Below are 15,607 nucleotides of genomic sequence, written 5' to 3'. Positions count from 1 at the left end.
CCGCGCCGGCGCTTCGGCACGCCGGGGCGCCGGGGCGCCGGGGCTCGTGACTATCGCGCGTTGGAGACGGTGACGAAGCGGGAGTTCTCCTCGTACGTGCAGCCGATGCTGACTGAGTCGAGGAGTGACATGAGGTCGTCGCTTGGCCGACTCGGCAGCAGAACGGCGTTGGCATGGAGGTTCGGCAGGTGGCGCGAGTAGTCGAAAAGCTGCCCGATCGCCATCCGCACCGCCTCACGAGTCGAGCTTGCTTTCGCCTCGTATAGGACTTCGTCGGTGAAGTCATACAGATCCGTGTACAGCTTCCGCACCTCGCCGGGCGGCCGCAACGAATACCGGCCGACCTCGTGCCCCTGGCTCTCAAGCGCGGCCTGAAAGCGCGCCATCAGCTCGGCTTCACGCCGGACTGCGATCGTCGCGGACGTCGCCTTAACCCCGTACTCGCTCGCTCCAACGACCTCCAGGGCGACCCCATTGACGAGTAGGTCAGGCTCAAGTCCCATCGTCGAGGCAACTGCTGGCGCAGCGCCATGTCGAGGATCTGGGTACTCGCTGGCATCCTCGGGTCGGCGGAGCACCTCGCCAATTGGCAGCAGCCTGAAGACGATTACCGAGCGCATCACTCCTTGCCTATCAAGCGCCTGCCCCGGTACGTACTTCAGCTCGCGGTCGACTTCGAACTCACCGATGTAGCGCTGCGCCTTGCCAGTGCTTCCCTCCAGCGTGCCGTCCGCAATGAACAGGCGCAGCGACCGGCCGGCGTCGTGGTGATCACGGATGGCACGGTTTCCGCGCTTGAAACCCTGCTCTCCGACCGAGCCTTCGCCGGTGTACAGGTACAGCGGCTCGTCCTCGACCCAGCCGTCGTAGTCGTAACCGAACTCCCCGCTGACCGACCGGTCGGAGTAGATCAGCACGTTCGGGGTCTTACCGGAGGGCTCGATACCGCCGAACCGGCTACCCCCAACTAGCTCGACCAGCTCACGTCTCGATGTCAGATCACCGGGTACCAACGGCCATGCATCCAACGGATCGTCCTCCCTAGCGGCGGCAGAAGCCTCATTCAACCAAAGCTCACCGACAGATTGAGAAGGCGGAGCGATGAGAGTCAGTGGATCTTACTGTTGGCATCCGCTGGCCCGCTGAGGTGAGCTGGGGGTATGGACTTCACTCAGCTTGGGCGTTCGGGGTTGTCGGTTGGGCGGATTGTGCTTGGGACTATGAATTTTGGGACTCATACCGAGGTGGGGGATGCGCATCGGATTATGGATGTGGCGCATGGGGTGGGGATCAATTTCTTTGATACGGCCAATGGGTATGGGCGTGCTGTTTATCCGGGGCGGACCGAGGAGATTATCGGGGAGTGGTTCGCGAAGGGTGGGCAGAATCGGGAGAAGACGGTGCTGGCTACCAAGGTGTACGGGGAGATGGGGGTGGACTGGCCGAACACCAGCCGGTTGTCGGCGTTGAATATTCGGCGGGCGCTGGACGCGTCGTTGCGGCGGCTGCGGACGGATTACGTGGATCTGTACCAGTTCCATCATGTCGATCGGAATACGCCGTGGGACGAGATCTGGCAGGCGATGGAGATCGCCGTGCAGCAGGGGAAGGTGCTGTACGCGGGGTCGAGCAATTTCGCCGGATGGCATATTGTGCAGGCCCAGGAGGCGGCGGCGCGGCGGAACTTCAATGGGCTGGTCAGTGAGCAGTCGCTGTACAACCTGATTCAGCGCGATGTCGAACGCGAATTGATTCCGGCGGCGCAGGCATACGGGCTGGGCGTGATTCCGTGGTCGCCTTTGCACGGTGGATTGCTCGGTGGCGTGATCCGCAAGGCGAACGAGGGCGTACGGCGGCTGGAGGGTCGCGCGAAGGAAACGCTGGACCGGCTGCGTCCGCGGATCGAGCAGTACGAGGCGTACGCGGATGAACTTGGGCACGAACCGGGTGAACTGGCGCTGGCCTGGCTGCTGCACCAGCCGGCGGTGACTGGTCCGATTGTCGGACCGCGCACACTGGAGCAGTTGGAGTCGGCGGTACGCGCCGTCGACATCAAACTGGACGACGCCGCGCTCGCCCGGCTCGACGAAATCTTCCCGGGCTACAAGACCGCCCCCGAGGACTACGCCTGGTAACCGTCACAGGCAGCGCAAACCAGCTGGTGCGGCATCGCGGACCAGGCGGTCCGTACCGGCTGGCGTTGCCGGCTTAGCAATTGCCTGCTGTCGTCGGCAGCATGCCGATGAGTGCGTCGGCGGCGAGGGACGCGGCGGGGCCGGTGGGTACGGCCACCGAGACCTGCCAGTCGGCGGCGGCCCCGGGAGCCAGTGACACCGTGACGTGATCGCCGCGCTTGGCCGCGATTCGTTCGGGTACGAGCGCGACGCCGAGGTCATGCGCTACCAGGGCGAGCAGCGTGTGTACGTCGTTCACCTCGATCGTCACCGGATGCGCGACGCCGGCCGTCGTGAACGCCCGGTCCGAGATCGCGCGCGCTCCCCACGTCGGATCGAAGTCGACGAAGGACTCGCCCGCGAGCTCTTCGAGCGGCACACCACTGGACTTGGCGAGGCGATGACCCGGCGAACACACCAGCACCATCGACTCACGCGACAACGGCCGCAGATCGAGCCCGTCGACCGGGTCGCCGGCCGTGGCGACGAACGCGACATCGAGCCGTCCGGACGCCAGTTCGTCAAGCATCGGCGTCGAACCGGCCTGGCGTACCTCGATCTCCACGCCCGGGTACGCGGACCGGAATTTCGCCAGCAGCGCCGGTACGTCGACCACGCCGAGGCACTGCTCGAGCCCAACGGTCAAATGCCCGCGCAACAACCCCTGCACCGCGGCCACCGCGTCCTTCGCGGCCTCGGCGGCGGCCAGCGCGCGCCGCCCTTCGCACAACAACGCCCGCCCGGCCTCGGTCAGCTCGACGCTCCGGGTGTTCCGGACGAACAACGACGCCCGAAGCTCCCGCTCCAGCGCCCGGATCGACGCCGACAACCCGGACTGCGAGATCGACATCGCCTCCGCGGCCCGCGTGAAGTGCTTCTCCTCGGCCACCGCAACAAAATGTTCCAAGTGCCTCAGCTCCATAACTAAGAACTGTAGTCGATCGAAACTTTTCGATTCACCTCTTCTACCTCTCAGGCGTCGCTGTCCAGAGCATCGCCCGGCGCTCGGTAGGGTGGGCTCATGGCGGATGAGGAGTTTCGGGTCGAGGTTGTGCTCGGGAGTGTGGAGCACGGGTTGACGGTGTGGGAGCGGTTGCGGGCGCTGGATCTGGATGATGACGCGCAGAAGCGGCTCGGGAGTCAGGTGACGGTGACTCGGGACGGGCATCGGATGCTGATGTACACGCACACGCTGGAGGACGCGCGGGAAGCTGAGCGGACCGCCAAGGACCTGGTGTCCGCCGATCAGCTCGCGGCGACGTACACGATCACCCGGTGGAACCCGGCCGAGCAGGACTGGACCGATCCGAGTGTTCCGGTCGGACCGCATGATGCCGCCGGTGACGCGGCGAAGAACGCGGACATGGAGGTACCCGACCCGCGGTACGTCGTCCTGCAGGCGTACAAGCCAGAGTTCCTCCGCGACCTCGGCCTTTAGTACTCCCCCCGCGCGCGGTAGAACTCCACGTGGTCGGAGTAGATCGGGTGTGGCACTCGGCGGGCCTACGCTGGCGGGTGTGGATGTTGTGTTGAGGCCTGTCGGGGAAGCTGATCTGGGGTTGTTCCGGCGGTTCGCGGTCGAGCCAGGGCTGGTCGGGCTGGACTGGAACGGGTTCCGGGACGCGCAGGCGCCCGGCCGGCAGTACGCGGTGGACGGGTTTCTCGGCGCGGACGGCGGGCGGTTGATGGTGGTCGCCGGCGCCGACACCGCGGGGTTCGTGAGTTGGCGGTCGGGTACGTTCGACGGCCGCACGAACTACTGGGAGATCGGGATCGCGTTGCTGCCCGAGCATCGTGGGCGTGGGATCGGGTGGCGGGCGCAGGCAATGCTGACGGCGTACCTGTTCGAGCACACGGCGGTGTACCGGGTGCAGGCGGCGACGCACCCGGAGAACCATGCCGAGCAGAAAGCCCTGGAAAAAGCGGGTTTCCAGCTCGAAGCGGTCATCCGGGGTTGTGAGTTCCGGGGCGGGCGGATGCGCGACGGGTACCTGTACAGCAGATTGCGGGACGATCCGGCGCCCGAGCTCGGCAACGGTTCGGTGACGGGAACCGGATCAGGGTCGGTCCGGGGACCTCTGGCGGACTAGTCTCGGCGGGTCGCTGCGCGCTCAACGGCCGTACCTCTGCGACATTGAAACTGCTGAGGAGAGGGGTTCCCGTGTCGCGTCGACGTGCTCTCGTTGCCGGTGCCATCCTGCTGCCGGTCGTACTCGCGGGCTGTTCGGACGTGGCCGCGAGCGAGCCGTCGGCATCGCCGAAACAATCCACCGGCAGCGCACCCAGTACGCCGGTCAACCCGACGCCCAAGCCGACTGCCCCGAGCGCCAAGCCGACGCCGACAACCGCGACGCCAACGCCGGCCGTTCCGAAGGCCCGGGTGAAGCAGAAGCCGGAGTACTACGCGCTCCGGGTGGAACGGCAGCTCGACAAACTCGGGTACCCGGTCGGCGACATCGACGGTGACATCACCGCCCGCGCGAAGCAAGCATTGTGCGCGTGGCGCGAAACCAACGGTCTGCCGGTCAGCCGCGGCGGCCTGACCCTGAACGACGCGTATTCGGTGCTCAACGCAACCAAACGTCCGGCACCGACCCGCTCCCCCGGCATCTACGTCAACAAAACCTGCCAGATCCTGTACCAGGTCGTGGGGAACACCTACAAACGGATCGTCTGGATCTCCACCGGCGCACCCGGGTACGAGACCCCGAACCGCACCGGCAAGGTCTGGCGCAAATGGGCCGGCGCCCACGAGAGCAGCCTGTACGAGGACGCGTACATGTACGACTCCCTGTACTTCCTCAAGGACCGCCCCGGCATCGCCCTGCACGGCTCCCGAGTCAACTCCCTGATCAAGCCCTACCCGGCCAGCCACCGCTGCGTACGCGTCCTCCGCCCCGAAATCCACCACATCTTCCAGGACACCCCGCTCGGCACCAAGGTCCAGGTCTACGGGGAGTACTAGCGGCGTGCGTTCGGTGCTTGGGCGGGTGATGCGGCGGCTGGTGGTGGTCGTGGTGTTTGCGGTGGCGGCGTGTTCCGGTCAGCCGGGTGACGACATCGATCCGGTGGTGGGGACGCCGAGTACGAAGCCGGTCGTGCCGTTGTCGATGGCGCAGGCGACGAAGGCGGCGTTGCTGGTACGCGACTTCCCGAAGGGGTGGGACGGGGGCGTGGCGGCCGATCCGAAGCCGACGCCGGGGTATCGCGGGGAGTACGACGCTCCGGAGTGCCTGGCGTTCCGGCATCCCACTGATCTGTTGGGTACGCCTACGACCGCGGTGAGAGGGCAGTACTTCAGCAGAGAAAAGTTCAGTTCGGTCACCGAGCTTGTCTGGTCGTGGCCGACTCGGCTGGACTCGTTGATCCCGGACCTGACCGCGCTGCTGCCGAAGTGCTCGCGGTACACGATGATCTCGAATGACAAGGCAAAGTACACCTTTACGGCGACGCGGCTGGCCTTGCCCGGAGTGGCCGGAGTGTTCGCCGTACGGTCCAAGTCGAGCGATCCGGACGGCGAAGCGATCCCGGATGAGTACAGCGCGTACATAGTGCGCGGCGGCACCGTCATCGACCTCAGCGCCTCCGGCGAATCCTTCACCGATACCACCTTCACCCAACTCGTAACCATGGCCGCCGCAAGGCTAGATGCCGCGGTAAGCCCGTGACCCGCCGGCAGGTCCGCGCACGATGTCTTGCTGTGCCGAGAGCCGCCGGACGACGGCGTACGGTGGTTGGCGGCGGATGGGTTGGTGGCGTACGAGCCGGAAGCCTGTTCGGTGGTGCGTGAGCCGGCGCGGGACGGGCTGAAGGACGGTGTTGTACTGCGTACTGGCGATGCTCGTGATCCGAAGTCGTGGGAGTACTCGGCGTACGTCGCCCGGGGCGGCACGTTGTTGAGGCAACCGCACGATCCCGTCGGACGCCGCCTTTGCCCGGCTCCTGACGAAGGCGATCGCGCGACTGGATGCTGTACCTAAGGACAGGTAGTACACCTGCGAGACGCTGTACGCATGGGCGCGTTCACGCTGAGGTGTGCTAGGGCGGCGCCCACCACTACCTGTCCTTAGGTACAAGCTAAATGGCCGGCCAGGTGCCCGTGGTGTGGAGGTGGTTGGCTAGGGCTAGGGCGGTGTGGTCTTGGTGGTGGGGGACGGCGAGTTGGGCGCCGATGGGGAGGCCGGTGGAGGACCAGGCGACGTTGGCTGTGGTGGCGGGGTGGTGGGACATGTTGTACGGGACGGTGAAGGCGATGTGTTCGAAGGGCTTGGCCGGGTCGTCGGTGGGGTAGGCGAGTTCGGCGGGGAACGCGGTGATCGGGGCGATCGGGGAGAGGATCGCGTCGTGGGTGGCGAAGACGTGGGTGACCGCGGCTGCCATCGCTGACATTTGGCTGTAGCCGTGGAAGACGTCGGATGCGGTCAGATCGGTTGCCGTGGACACCCATTCGCGGATCTGCGGTAGGACCTTGGCGCGGCGTTCTTCGGGCAGGGCGGCGATGTCGGTGGCGGAACGGATCCGCCAAAAGCGATCGAGGCCGTCGAGCATGGCGCGGGTGATGATCGGCGGAATCGGGTCGATGATCGCGCCGGCGGATTCCAGTACGGTCGCGGCGGCGGTGATCGCGGCGGTCACCTCGGGGTCGACGGGCAGCCCAACGCCGGCGTCGAGCAGCAGAGCGACCCGAAGCCCGTCCAGCGAACCGTCCGCCCAACTGCCGTCGAGCAGAGAACCATCCCAGTCCGACCCAGAACCGCCAGCGGAAGCGGATCGCGCGGCGGAGGCCAACCCACCGGAACCGAGCGGCGGGCCGGAGGCCAACCTAGCGGAGCCCAGCGGCGGGGCGGAGCCGGACGGCGCGGAACCGAGCGGCGGGCCGGAGGTGGATTGTGTTGAAGGTAGGGGCGGGGTTGGTAGGGAGGTGTGGTCGCGGGGGTCGTAGCCGGTCATGACCGTTAGGGCGAGGGCCGCGTCGGTGGGGGTGCGGGTGAGTGGGCCGATCGCGCGGCCGGCGTACGGGTTGCCGACCGCGATCCGTCCGTGGGTGGGCTTCAATCCGATCACCCCGCACCACCCGGCCGGCAACCGGATCGAGCCGCCGATGTCGGTGCCGACATGAATCGGACCGTACCCAGCTGCCGCCGCAGCCGCCGCCCCCGCGCTCGACCCGCCGGCGGTCCGCGACAGATCCCACGGGTTCCGGGTCAACTGGTGAAACGTCGACACCCCGGACGACAGCATCCCGTACTCGGGCATCGTCGTCTTGCTGAAGATCACCGCCCCGGCGTCCCGCAACCGTGCCGCCGCCGGCGCGTCCGCCGCGGCCGGTACGAGCTCGGTCGCCGCCGTTCCTTGCGGTACGGGCGTCCCGCGCGTCGCGATGTTCTCCTTGACGGTCACCGGTACGCCATCCAGCGCGCCCGCCGTACCATCTCGCCAACGCCGCTCCGACTCCTGCGCGGCCGCTCGCGCACCGGCCGGATCTAGCGCGTACAGCGCGTGGATCTTCGGCTCGAACTCTTCCACCCGAGCGAGCACGGCATCGATGACCTCGACCGGCGAGAGGGAGCGGTCCTGGTAGCTCGCGAGCAGTTCGGTCGCGGTCAGATCAGCGAGATTCACGCGGTCCTCCTCAGTCGAAAACATGCAGGCAGTTCAACAGCTCGGCACTTCAGCGACCCGGCACTTCAACAGGTCGGCCCTTCAACAGCTCGGCACTTCAACGGCCCGGGGGTCAGCGGCTCGGGAGCTCGGCGCGGCGCCGCCTCAGTTGGGTGGCTCGAAGCGACCGTCGACGGCCGTCCAGCCGCCGTCCACCGCAAGTACGCTCCCGGTCACAAAACTGGCCGCGTCCGAAGCCAAGTACACGACCGCCCCAGCCAGCTCCCCCGGTTGCGCCCACCGGCCCAGCGCCCCCTTCCGCGCGTACGCGTCGTACCACCCCTGATCGGACTTGATCTGGGCAGTCAGCGGTGTCTCCACCACCCCCGGCGCGATCGCGTTCGCGCGTACACCGGACGGCCCCAGCTCCGCCGCCGCGGTCCGCAGCAACTGCACAAGACCCGCTTTGGTTGCCGCGTACACCGATTGCCCCGGCTCGACGGTCGTCCCGCGGATCGAGCTGAACCCGATGATGCTGCCGCTCCCCCGCTCCGCCATTCCCTTGCCGAAGGCACGTACCAGCTGGAACGACGCCCGCAGATTGAGCGACACCACCCGGTCGAACTCCTCGCTGCTGTAGTCCAGGATCCGTTTGCGTACGTTGGTTGCCGCCGTGAACACCAATACGTCAACGGGTCCGAGCTCGGCCGCCGCGCGTTCGATCGCGGCATCGTCCAGGACGTCAAGCGCGTACGCCGTCAGCGCGCCTGGGTAGCCCTGGGCAACGGTTTGTTCGGCACCGGCGACGTCCCGATCGGCGCAGGTGACGCGCGCGCCGTGGGCCGCCAGCGCGAGCGCGCTCTCCCGGCCGATCCCACTGCCGGCCCCGATCACGACGACTCGTTTGTCGTCCAGCCGGAACAGTTTCGCGTAGTCCATCGGGCCACCTCTCACGGGCGCGGGCGGATGATCGCCATCCTGGTCGTGGTCAGTTCCTCGATCGCGAACCGCGGTCCCTCGCGGCCGGTGCCCGAGTCCTTCACCCCGCCGTACGGCATCACGTCGGACCGGAATCCGGGCACGTCGTTGATCACCACGCCGCCGACGTCGAGCCGGTCGATCGCGGCGAACGCGGTGTCGAGTGAAGACGTGAAAACGCTCGCGTGCAGGCCGTACCGGGTCGCGTTCACGGCCGTCAGCGCGCTGTCCACGTCGGGCACTGGTCGGACCGCGATCACCGGTCCGAAGATCTCCTCGTCCCACGCGGGCAGTCCATCGGGTACGTCGGTCAGCACGATCGGCCCAAGCACGTCACCCGGCGCCTCGTACGCGATGGATGCGCCGGCGTGTACGGCATCGCCGACCCAGGCGCGTACGCGCTCGGTCGACGCGGGATTGATCAGCGCGGACACGCGGGTCGCCGGATCGCGTGGATCGCCGACGACGACCGTGGGCAGGCGCGCGCCAAGCTTCGCCAGCAACTCGGCGCGTACGGATTCAACGACGATCACCCTTTGTACGGAGATGCACGCCTGGCCGGACGCGTAGTACCCGCCGCGAATGATCGCGTCGGCGGCCGCGTCCAGATCCGCGTCGCCCGCTACCACAAGCGCCGAATTCGAACCGAGTTCGAGCAGGACCTTGGTCGGCGCCGCGTCCCGCGCGATCCGGTGCCCGACCGTGGCCGAACCAGTGAACGACACCGCGCCGATCCGCGCGTCGGTGGTCAGGGTCGCGCCGACCTCGGGCCCGCCGGTCACCAACTGCAGCGCGCTCTCCGGCGCGCCCGCGTCGGCCAGCGCCGACCGCATCAAGTGCACCAGCCACAGCGTGGCGAGCGGCGTCTGCGGCGCGGGCTTGACGATGATCGGGCAACCGGCGGCGAACGCGGGAGCGATCTTGTGCGCCGCGAGCAGCAGCGGATAGTTGAACCCGGTGATGCCGACGACCACACCGATCGGCTTGCGTACCCAGAACCCCTGCAATCCTTCGCCGCTCGGCAGCAGATCAAGCGGCACGGTCTCGCCATGCAGCCGGGCGACCTCCTCCGCCGAGGTCTCGAGCGTGAGGAGCGTCCGGTCGATCTCCACCCGGCAGTCGACCAGCGGCTTGCCGGTCTCCAGCACGAGCAGGTCGACGAACGCGTCGCGCTCGGCGAGGACCGCGGAATGTACGCTCTGCAAGACATTCCGGCGTACGTGTGATGGCAGCCGGCCGACTTTCTCGCGCACCGCCAACGCGTGGTCGAGCGCGGACCGCGCCAACTCGGCGTCACCCTCCGGCGCGTCGGCGATCGTCGATCCGTCGTACGGGAAGATCACCGAAGTCGTCGCGGCAGGCTCGATCCAGGACTCGCCGATCGGCAGTCCGGCTGGGAATTTCATGCGGGTTCTCCCTTCGTGAGCAGGTCGGACGTGGTCGCGCCGGACAGCGCGCGCTGCAGCGTCGGGATCGCGGAAACAAGACGTTGCGTGTACGGATGCTGCGGCGCGGCGTACACATCACCGGTGTAGCCGGTCTCGACGATCTGGCCGGCGTTCATCACGGCGACCCGATCGCAGACGTGCTTCACCACGGACAGGTCGTGCGAAACGAACACCAGCGTCAGGTCGAGCTCGTCGACCAGGTCGGAGATCAGGTTCAGTACCTGCGCGCGGACCGACACGTCGAGCGCGCTGACCGGCTCGTCCGCGACCAGGATCCGCGGCCGCGGAGCAAGCGCCCGCGCGATCGAGATGCGCTGCCGCTGGCCGCCGGAGAACTGATGCGGGTACCGCTCGCCGGCGTCGGTGGACAACCCGACCGCTTCGAGCAGTTCGCGTACGCGCTGCCCCGACGCCGGATGTCCTTGTACGACAAGAGGTTCGGCGATGATGTCGCGGACCCGCATCCGTGGATCGAGCGAGCTCATCGGGTCCTGGAAGACGAGCTGGAGGTTCTCGCGGAGGAACCGCAGACGCCGGTCCGGCAACCGGGTGATATCGGTGCCTTCGACAACTACCTGACCGGAGGTGGCCCGGTCCAGTGCCGCGATGATTCTCAGCAGCGTGGACTTGCCGCAGCCGGATTCGCCGACGATGCCGAACCGCTCGCCCTGTTTGATGTCCAGGTTGATGCCGCGGAGGGCGTGGACCACGGGTGCCGGTTTGAGCAGGGACGTCCGCGGGCGCGGGTAGTCGCGGACCAGATCGACGACCTGGATCGCGGTCGGCGTGTCCGGCTCGTGCGTGGTCGGGATGTGATCAGGCATCCGTGCCTCCCGCGGGGTGGTGGCAGGCGAAGCCTTCCGTTTCGGCGCCGGACCAGGGTGGCGTCTGCTCGCACACCGCGGTCGCGTACGCGCAGCGGGTCCGGAACACGCACCCGGACGGGAACTGCCCGGCAGGCGGTACGTTTCCGGGGATGGTCGTCAAGCGGCGCGATCTGGTCTCCAGGTCCGAGGCCGCGAGCAAACCCTCGGTGTACCGGTGGCGTGGGCGGGTGAACACCTCGCTGACCGGGCCGGATTCGACGACCCGGCCGCCGTACATGACCAGTACGCGTTCGCAGACCGTGGCGACGACGGCCAGGTCGTGGGTGATGAAGAGCAGGGCCGACGACCGTTCCAGCACGCCGCGGACGATCAGGTCGAGGACGAGTGCCTGGACCGTCACGTCGAGGGCGGTGGTGGGTTCGTCGCAGATCAGCAGCGCGGGATCGTTGGCCAAGGCAAGGGCCAGTACTACTCGTTGCCGTTGGCCACCAGATAGCTGATGCGGGTACGCGCGCAGGGTTCCGGCCGGGAGCTGGACGCGTTCGATCAGGTCGGCGGCGGCCGTACGCGCCGCGGGTTTGGTACGCGTCTTGTGGATCAGCATCGACTCGGCGAGCTGGTCGCCGACCCGCATCGTCGGGTTGAGCGCGGTCATCGGCTCCTGGAAGACCATCGCGATGTCGTGGCCGCGGACGCGGGACATCCGGCGCTCGTCGGCGCCGATCAGCTCGTGGTCGACACCTTCGAGGCGTACGGAACCGGTGGCGTGGACGTCCTCCGGCAACAGGCCGAGGATGCTCAGCGCGGTCAGGGACTTGCCGGAGCCGGACTCGCCGATCAGCCCGACCCGCTCCCCCGCGCCGACGGTCAGGTCGACGTCCGACACCAGAGCCGTATCCCGAACCGAAACCGACAACCCCCGCACCGCAAGCACATCACTCATCGGCGGTCCTCCAGTTTGGGGTCGAAGCGGTCGCGGAGGCCGTCGCCGAGGAGGTTGAAGCCGAGGACCGCGATCGCGATCGCGATTCCGGGCACCACCGCGAGTCGCGGCGCGCTGAACAGGAACTCCTGGCTCTCCTGCAGCATCCGCCCCCACGACGGCGTCGGCGGCGGCGTGCCGTACCCGAGGAACGACAGCGCCGCCTCCGCGAGCACCGCGATCGCGAACGACACCGACGCCTGGACGGTGATCAAGCTGGTCACATTCGGCAGCACATGCCGGACGGCGATCGGCCAAGGACGCCGACCGGCCGCGCGCGCCGCCAGTACGTACTCGGTCCGCATCACCTGCAGCGCACCGCTTCTGATCACCCGCGCGAAGCTCGGCACCGAAGCGATGCCGATGGCAACCATCGCGGTCAGCGTACTGGCGCCGAACACCGCGCCGAACATGATTGCCAACAGCAACGCCGGGAACGCCAGCAGCAGATCGTTGGCGCGCATGATCACCTCGCCCGGCCAGCGCCGCACCATCGCCGCCACGATCCCGAGCGGTACGCCGATCACCGCCGCGACCCCTACCGCGACCACGCCGACGAACAACGTCGTACGCGAACCGACCATGATCTGACTGAGCACATCGCGGCCGAACTTGTCGGTGCCGAACCAATGCTCCCACGACGGTTTCAGCAAGCGCGACGACGGCGTCACGAGCGTCGCGTCGTACGGCGTCCACACGAACGACAGCAGCGCCATCAGCACGATCAGCGCGACGATCACGCCACCCGCGATCAGACTTGGATTGAGTCGTCTCATCATGACGTCCTCAGTCGCGGATCGAGCGCCGCGTACAGCACGTCGACGACGAAGTTGACCAGGAGCACGGCGAGTACGAGCACCATGACGACGTCCTGTACGAGGAGGAGGTCGCGGTTCGAAACACCGTCCAGGAGCAGGCTGCCGAGGCCTGGGATGACGAAGACCCGTTCGACGACTACGGCGCCGATCAGCAACGTGGCCAGCTGCAAGCCGAGCACTGTCACCACCGGGACCGCGGCGTTGCGCAGTCCGTGCCGCCAGAGCGCCTGGAACGGGCGGAGGCCTTTGGCACGGGCGGTGCGCAGGTAATCCTCGCGAAGCACGTCCAGCACGGCGCTTCGTACGTATCTGGTGAGTACCGCGCCTTGCACCAAACCGAGCGACAACGCCGGCAGGACCAGCTGTTTGAGGAACATCCCGGGGTCTTGCGCGGGCGGGGTCCAGCCGTTCGCGGGCAGCCAGCCGAGTTTGACCGCGAACACCACGATCAGCAGGATGCCGGCCAGGAACGCCGGCACCGCGACGCCGACCTGGGACAGCGCGGACAGTGCCAGTCCGGAGACCTTGCGGTGGCGCGCGGCCATGATCGTACCGGCCGGGGCCGCGACCACGAGCGCGATGATCATGCCGGCCACCACCAGCCACAACGTCACCTGCAGCCGGTCGAACACCTGCGGCCCGATCGCGGCCTTCGACACGTACGAGGTGCCGAGATCGCCGTGCAGCAGGCCGCCGAGCCAGTCGAAGTACTGCACCGGAAGCGACCGGTCCAGACCGAACTGTCGTCTGAGCTCGGCGACTGCTTCATCGGACGCGTTCACCCCGAGCGCGACCCGCGCCGGATCGCCGGGCAGCACCGCCATGAACGCGAACACCAGCACCGAACTGATCGCGAGACTGACCAAGAACACTCCCGCGCGCTCGATCAGACGGACGATCATCGCGCGAGCTTGGAAAGATCGAAGTTCTCGGTGATCGCGTTCTGTGGCAGGCCCTTGACGTCCTTGTCGGCGACCATCAGGTTCGGCAGCAGGAACAGCCAGTCGCCCGCCGCCTGCTCCGACAGCCGCCGGGCCGCCTTCTTCATGTCGGCGATCTGCGCTGCCTCGTCACCCGCGTCGGCCGCGGCCAGGTCGGCCTGCAGCGTCGGGTCGTCGTAGCGGGTGTAGTACTTGGCGTTGAACACCGCACCGAGATCGCGCGGCTCGACGTGCGCGATGATCGACATGTCGTAGTCGGCGTTCTTGAACACCGTGGTCAGCCAGGCCGCCGGGAACTCGAGCTGATCGATCTGCACCTTCAGCCCGGCCTGCTCCAGCATGCTCTTCACCACCTGGCCGCAAGAGGTTGCGTACGGCAACGTCGGCAGCCGGAGGCGGAGCGTCTTCCCGGCCGCACCCGATGCCTGCAGCAAGGACTTCGCCTTGGTCAGGTCGTACGGAGCGACGCCGGTCAGATCCTCGTACCAGGGGTCGGTCGGCGGGACCATGCTGCCGATCAGCTTGCCGCGACCGGCCCAGCACGTGTCCAGCAGGGCCTTGTGGTCGATCGCCATCCGGATCGCCTGCCGGGTCCGGATGTCCTTGAACACCGGTCGCTCGTTGTTGAAGGAGAGCAGCACCTCGCCGTTGGTGGTGCCTTCGATCACCTGGTATTTCGCGTTGTTGGTGAACTGGCTCAGCGCCTCCGGCGCCTGGACCGTACCGATCACGTTGATCGTGCTGGTGAGCAGCGCGTTGTTCAGCGCGGTGGCATCCTTGAAGTACTTGAGGGTGATCTGCTGGAAGAACGGCTTCGTACCCCAATAGCCGTCGTTTCGGTCCAGGACGATCGAGTCGCCTCGGTTCCACTTCTCGAACTTGAACGGGCCTGTGCCGACCGGCGTTGTCGCCAGCGCGCTCACGCCGGTCTCGGAGAACATCGCGCCGATCCGGGTGGTCATCCGGAACAGCCAGTCGTTGCTCGGTTTCGCGAGCGTGACCTGGAGCTGGGTCGGGGAAACAGCCTTCGCGGTCGCGACGACGTCCATCGCCGATTTCAGCGAGGTTGTCCATGCGGTCTTCACCCGGTTGATGCTGAAGACCGCGTCGTTGGCGGTGAACGGTCTGTCGTTGGTGAACTTCGCGTCCGCGACCAGGTCGAAGGTGTACGTCTTGCGGTCCGGCGACACCGTCCACGACTTGGCGAGCGACGGGACGATCTTGCCTGAGTCGGCGTCCTGCTTGACCAGCGTCTCGTACACGTTGCCGAGCAACGCCTGCGGGATCGCGGCACCATCCGTAGTCGTGAAGTCCAAACTCGCCGGCTCCGCGACCAGACCGATCGACAACTTCTGATCACCACCGGCCGAACTCCCACCGGAGGACGCACCGGACCCGGCGGAACAAGCAGTCAACGCAAACACCACCGCCGCGGCAACCACACCCACCCGCACAGAAACCTTCACGCCAACTCCTCCACTACCTAGCCCAACACCACACCCACCACCACAACAACCGCCATCACCACAACCGCGTCAACCACCAGGCATCCAGCACCCGGACCGCCTCCACCGCACCACCACCAAGCTCCCGCCACCGCACACCTACCACCGCCGCACACCTACCACCGCCGCCACGACACCACCGCAGTACTAGCCGCCCATCCACCGCCGCACCACGCCTGCCCGTCCGCGACCACCGCCGCACCACATCTGCCCGTCCGCCACAGCCGCCGCACCACGCCTGCCCGTCCGCAACCGCCGCGCACCACGCCTGCCCGTCCGCAACCGCCGCGCACTCCGTCTGCCCGTCCGCAACCGCCGCGCACTCCGTCTGCC

The 15,607-nt window shown here is 67.4% G+C and carries 15 protein-coding genes; 5 read left to right on the top strand and 10 right to left on the bottom strand.

The features are described 5' to 3' along the window. Positions 1 to 50 precede the first annotated feature (50 nt). Entirely contained in the window at positions 51 to 1,013 is a 963-nt protein-coding gene (locus tag HDA44_RS02635) for an SRA domain-containing endonuclease (protein ID WP_475584082.1), read from the bottom strand. 147 nt (positions 1,014 to 1,160) lie between these two features. Between HDA44_RS02635 and HDA44_RS02630 the strand changes: the two genes are divergently transcribed. Continuing rightward, positions 1,161 to 2,135, top strand: a complete 975-nt coding sequence (locus HDA44_RS02630; RefSeq protein WP_184830997.1) for an aldo/keto reductase — start codon at positions 1,161 to 1,163, stop codon at positions 2,133 to 2,135. A gap of 73 nt (positions 2,136 to 2,208) precedes the next feature. On the opposite strand, the gene HDA44_RS02625 is transcribed toward HDA44_RS02630, so the two are convergent. After that, entirely contained in the window at positions 2,209 to 3,096 is an 888-nt protein-coding gene (locus HDA44_RS02625; RefSeq protein ID WP_184830996.1) for a LysR family transcriptional regulator, read from the bottom strand. Positions 3,097 to 3,195: 99 nt separating this feature from the next. Here HDA44_RS02625 and HDA44_RS02620 point away from each other — a divergent pair, with 99 nt between their 5' ends. From HDA44_RS02620 to HDA44_RS02605, 4 genes are all read left to right on the top strand, one after another. Next, positions 3,196 to 3,612, top strand: coding sequence for a hypothetical protein (locus HDA44_RS02620; protein ID WP_184830994.1), 417 nt, complete (start codon positions 3,196 to 3,198; stop codon positions 3,610 to 3,612). Between the two features lie 79 nt (positions 3,613 to 3,691). Continuing rightward, positions 3,692 to 4,264 carry a GNAT family N-acetyltransferase gene (locus tag HDA44_RS02615; RefSeq protein WP_319037248.1) on the top strand — a complete coding sequence of 191 codons (573 nt, stop codon included), beginning with the start codon at positions 3,692 to 3,694 and terminating at the stop codon, positions 4,262 to 4,264. A 71-nt stretch (positions 4,265 to 4,335) separates the two neighbouring features. After that, positions 4,336 to 5,139 (top strand): L,D-transpeptidase family protein, encoded by an 804-nt coding sequence (locus tag HDA44_RS02610; protein ID WP_337905598.1) that lies wholly within the window; start codon positions 4,336 to 4,338, stop codon positions 5,137 to 5,139. Positions 5,140 to 5,143: 4 nt separating this feature from the next. Beyond that, the gene (locus tag HDA44_RS02605; RefSeq protein ID WP_184830992.1) at positions 5,144 to 5,842 is read left to right on the top strand and encodes a hypothetical protein; all 699 of its coding nucleotides are present in this window, start codon (positions 5,144 to 5,146) and stop codon (positions 5,840 to 5,842) included. A gap of 409 nt (positions 5,843 to 6,251) precedes the next feature. Here HDA44_RS02605 and HDA44_RS02600 read toward each other — a convergent pair whose 3' ends face one another. The 8 genes from HDA44_RS02600 to HDA44_RS02565 all read right to left on the bottom strand — a co-directional run bounded on the left by HDA44_RS02600 (position 6,252) and on the right by HDA44_RS02565 (position 15,235). Then, a complete protein-coding gene (locus tag HDA44_RS02600) occupies positions 6,252 to 7,796 on the bottom strand; it encodes an amidase family protein (RefSeq protein ID WP_337905597.1) in 1,545 nt (514 codons plus the stop codon). A 144-nt stretch (positions 7,797 to 7,940) separates the two neighbouring features. Further along, positions 7,941 to 8,714 carry an SDR family NAD(P)-dependent oxidoreductase gene (locus HDA44_RS02595; RefSeq protein WP_184830988.1) on the bottom strand — a complete coding sequence of 258 codons (774 nt, stop codon included), beginning with the start codon at positions 8,712 to 8,714 and terminating at the stop codon, positions 7,941 to 7,943. Positions 8,715 to 8,725: 11 nt separating this feature from the next. Continuing rightward, the gene (locus HDA44_RS02590) at positions 8,726 to 10,159 is read right to left on the bottom strand and encodes an aldehyde dehydrogenase family protein (protein ID WP_184830986.1); all 1,434 of its coding nucleotides are present in this window, start codon (positions 10,157 to 10,159) and stop codon (positions 8,726 to 8,728) included. Continuing rightward, entirely contained in the window at positions 10,156 to 11,025 is an 870-nt protein-coding gene (locus tag HDA44_RS02585) for an ATP-binding cassette domain-containing protein (protein WP_184830984.1), read from the bottom strand. Before HDA44_RS02585 ends, HDA44_RS02590 begins: the two co-directional genes overlap by 4 nt. Then, a complete protein-coding gene (locus HDA44_RS02580; RefSeq protein WP_184830982.1) occupies positions 11,018 to 11,971 on the bottom strand; it encodes an ABC transporter ATP-binding protein in 954 nt (317 codons plus the stop codon). The genes HDA44_RS02585 and HDA44_RS02580 overlap by 8 nt, the downstream gene beginning before the upstream one ends. Continuing rightward, a complete protein-coding gene (locus HDA44_RS02575) occupies positions 11,968 to 12,786 on the bottom strand; it encodes an ABC transporter permease (protein ID WP_202887082.1) in 819 nt (272 codons plus the stop codon). The genes HDA44_RS02580 and HDA44_RS02575 overlap by 4 nt, the downstream gene beginning before the upstream one ends. Then, positions 12,786 to 13,730 carry an ABC transporter permease gene (locus tag HDA44_RS02570; protein ID WP_184830978.1) on the bottom strand — a complete coding sequence of 315 codons (945 nt, stop codon included), beginning with the start codon at positions 13,728 to 13,730 and terminating at the stop codon, positions 12,786 to 12,788. The genes HDA44_RS02575 and HDA44_RS02570 overlap by 1 nt, the downstream gene beginning before the upstream one ends. Beyond that, the gene (locus HDA44_RS02565; RefSeq protein WP_184830976.1) at positions 13,727 to 15,235 is read right to left on the bottom strand and encodes an ABC transporter substrate-binding protein; all 1,509 of its coding nucleotides are present in this window, start codon (positions 15,233 to 15,235) and stop codon (positions 13,727 to 13,729) included. The genes HDA44_RS02570 and HDA44_RS02565 overlap by 4 nt, the downstream gene beginning before the upstream one ends. Between the last annotated feature and the right edge of the window lie 372 nt (positions 15,236 to 15,607).

The sequence above is a fragment of the Kribbella solani genome (assembly GCF_014205295.1).
Classification (GTDB): domain Bacteria; phylum Actinomycetota; class Actinomycetes; order Propionibacteriales; family Kribbellaceae; genus Kribbella; species Kribbella solani.
The sequence above is the reverse complement of the archived record's forward strand: the minus strand, read 5'-3'. Positions and strand labels throughout refer to the sequence as shown.

Bases quoted from the DNA above. Each gene is read 5' to 3' on its own strand.
- HDA44_RS02575 (WP_202887082.1), bottom strand. From the start codon at position 12,786: ATGAGACGACTCAATCCAAGTCTGATCGCGGGTGGCGTGATCGTCGCG.
- HDA44_RS02595 (WP_184830988.1), bottom strand. From the start codon at position 8,714: ATGGACTACGCGAAACTGTTCCGGCTGGACGACAAACGAGTCGTCGTG.
- HDA44_RS02590 (WP_184830986.1), bottom strand. From the start codon at position 10,159: ATGAAATTCCCAGCCGGACTGCCGATCGGCGAGTCCTGGATCGAGCCT.
- HDA44_RS02570 (WP_184830978.1), bottom strand. From the start codon at position 13,730: ATGATCGTCCGTCTGATCGAGCGCGCGGGAGTGTTCTTGGTCAGTCTC.
- HDA44_RS02580 (WP_184830982.1), bottom strand. From the start codon at position 11,971: ATGAGTGATGTGCTTGCGGTGCGGGGGTTGTCGGTTTCGGTTCGGGAT.
- HDA44_RS02630 (WP_184830997.1), top strand. From the start codon at position 1,161: ATGGACTTCACTCAGCTTGGGCGTTCGGGGTTGTCGGTTGGGCGGATT.
- HDA44_RS02585 (WP_184830984.1), bottom strand. From the start codon at position 11,025: ATGCCTGATCACATCCCGACCACGCACGAGCCGGACACGCCGACCGCG.
- HDA44_RS02625 (WP_184830996.1), bottom strand. From the start codon at position 3,096: ATGGAGCTGAGGCACTTGGAACATTTTGTTGCGGTGGCCGAGGAGAAG.
- HDA44_RS02620 (WP_184830994.1), top strand. From the start codon at position 3,196: ATGGCGGATGAGGAGTTTCGGGTCGAGGTTGTGCTCGGGAGTGTGGAG.